Source organism: Mesorhizobium sp. M4A.F.Ca.ET.050.02.1.1, assembly GCF_003997725.1.
Taxonomy (GTDB): Bacteria; Pseudomonadota; Alphaproteobacteria; order Rhizobiales; family Rhizobiaceae; genus Mesorhizobium.
Genome location: NZ_RZSG01000927.1, coordinates 1 through 2,146, shown reverse-complemented (window position 1 = coordinate 2,146; position 2,146 = coordinate 1). Strand labels below are relative to the sequence as shown.

2 protein-coding genes are annotated in these 2,146 nt (G+C 63.0%); one reads left to right on the top strand and one right to left on the bottom strand.

The annotated features are described in order from the left end of the window. The coding region (locus EOA33_RS39945; protein ID WP_210212642.1) for a hypothetical protein at positions 1-192 on the top strand (192 nt) is incomplete at its 5' end. Positions 193-423: 231 nt separating this feature from the next. Here EOA33_RS39945 and EOA33_RS33245 read toward each other — a convergent pair. Next, positions 424-2,146 (bottom strand): EAL domain-containing protein (locus EOA33_RS33245; RefSeq protein WP_127407548.1); only part of this gene is annotated, 1,723 nt, incomplete at its 5' end.

Below are 2,146 nucleotides of genomic sequence, written 5' to 3'. Positions count from 1 at the left end.
ATCGTACTCGTAGCGGATCCTCTGGCGCCCGCGCAGTTGGAGATTGGCGAGCGTCACTTCGCGGCCTGCCGCGTCGCGGTGGCGCTTGCCAGTCGAAGTCGTACCATAGTGCCGGCCGTGCAGCTTGAAAGCATGGAGATGATAGTCCTCCCTCTTGCGGAACGAGCAGCCGGCGCCATAACATTGGCGTGATTCGTCGCAAGCTCACTTTGAATTGGTACACTTCGGTATTTTTCAACGTCGGACATGGCGGTCAGGCTAACTCAGAGCCGACGAGACCCCCAACTTTTTCATGCTCCCCTTGTAGGCCGCGACCCCGCGCATCAGGACTCGCCGGAACGGCGAGGGTCGGGCGGCGTCATTCTGCGCGGAATGGCGTCCTTTGTGACCTTTCGACGCCGCCGGCGCAGGTCGGCGAGCGCGTTATGCGAGACGCGATGCCTCTTCGAAATACGTGCCGATGATGGCGGCGACGCTCTCGCTGGCAACGGGCGGGCTGAACAGGAAGCCCTGCAACTCGCCGCATTTCTCGGCGCGCAATGCCTCCAACTGCGCGACCGTCTCCACACCTTCGGCCGTTGTATCGATGCCGAGGCTGGCGCCAAGTCCTATGACGGCACGGACGATGGCGAGCGACTCTGGACACCGGCCGATCTCGCGGACAAACGATCGGTCGATTTTGAGACGGTTGAACGGAAACTGCCTGAGATAGCTCAGGCTGGAGTAGCCAGTGCGAAAATCGTCGAGTGCAATGCGCACGCCCAGCGAGCGAAGCTGCTTGAGGATGGCGAGGTTGGTGCTGCTTGCCGACAGCAGCACCGACTCGGTGATCTCGATCTCAAGCTGGTGCGGCTCCAGCCCGCTTCCGGCCAGGGCCAGTCCGACCGTTCCGACGAGGTCCCCTTTGCGGAACTGCACCGGCGAGACGTTGACGGACAGCACCAGCTCTCGCGGCCAGGTTGCCGCCTCTCGGCATGCCACCGCAAGCGCCCAGCGGCCGAGCTCGTCGAGCTTGCCGGTTTCCTCCGCGATCGGAATGAAATCCGCGGGCGACACCATGCCCCGGCGCGGATTGTGCCAGCGGAGCAGGGCCTCGAACCCGCGCAGCTTTCCGGTTTGCGTCCGGATGATGGGCTGGTAATGCAACTCGAACTCGCGGTCGATTTCGGCGCCGCGCAGCTCTATCTCCAGCGCACGCCGCTCGCGCTGGCGCATGTCCATCCCGGCCTCGAACCAGCGGAAGGTGCCCTTGTCCGATTGCTTCGCGCGGTACAGGGCGAGATCGGCGCATTTCAGCAGGCTGTCGATGTCAGCGGCGTCGTCTGGGATCATCGCTGCGCCGATACTCGCGCCGATCACTATCTCGGCGCCGTCGACCTTCCGTATAGCGGTAAGATCGCGGATGACGCGCTGGCCGAGCTCCTCGACGTCGGAGCGGCATTCGACGGCCGGCACCAGGATCGCAAATTCGTCGCCGCCGAGCCTGGCCACCACGTCGGTTTTGCGCACCAGTTCTTTCAGCCGGGCGGTCACCTCTATGAGGAGTGCGTCGCCTGCCGCGTGTCCGAGCGTGTCGTTGACTGTCTTGAAATTGTCGAGGTCGATCAGCACCACGCCGAACCGCCGTCCGTCCTGCTTGAGGCTGACCACCGCCCGCTCCAGCTCGCACGTGAAAACCGTTCGATTGGCCAGTCCCGTCAATGGATCATGATGAGCGAGGTAAGTGATATGGGCTTCGGCGCGCTTGCGCTCCGTAATGTCCACGATTGTCGATAGTATTGCCACCTGATGATCTACGAGGGTTTCGCTTGTGTACTCGATCACATCGAGTTCGCGACCGTCGGCGGTGCGGTGCCGAAGCACCATCTCGCGACCGTCGCTTTCGCGGATGGTGGTGCCATCCACGCGGATTTCGGCAAGGCTGCGGTCCAGGAAGTCGCTGCGGCTGTAGCCGTAGAGACGCAGCGCCGCTTCATTGACGTTGAGAAAGTTGCCGGTCGACTGGCTGCGCACGAACATCGGAACCGGATTGTCGTCGAAAAGAGAGCGGAAGAGGGTCTCCCGCCCCTTCAGGTCGCGAATGTCGGTGAGAGTGACCACCAGCACGCCGCCGGCGATGTCGACACCGACCTTGAGACCGATCCTC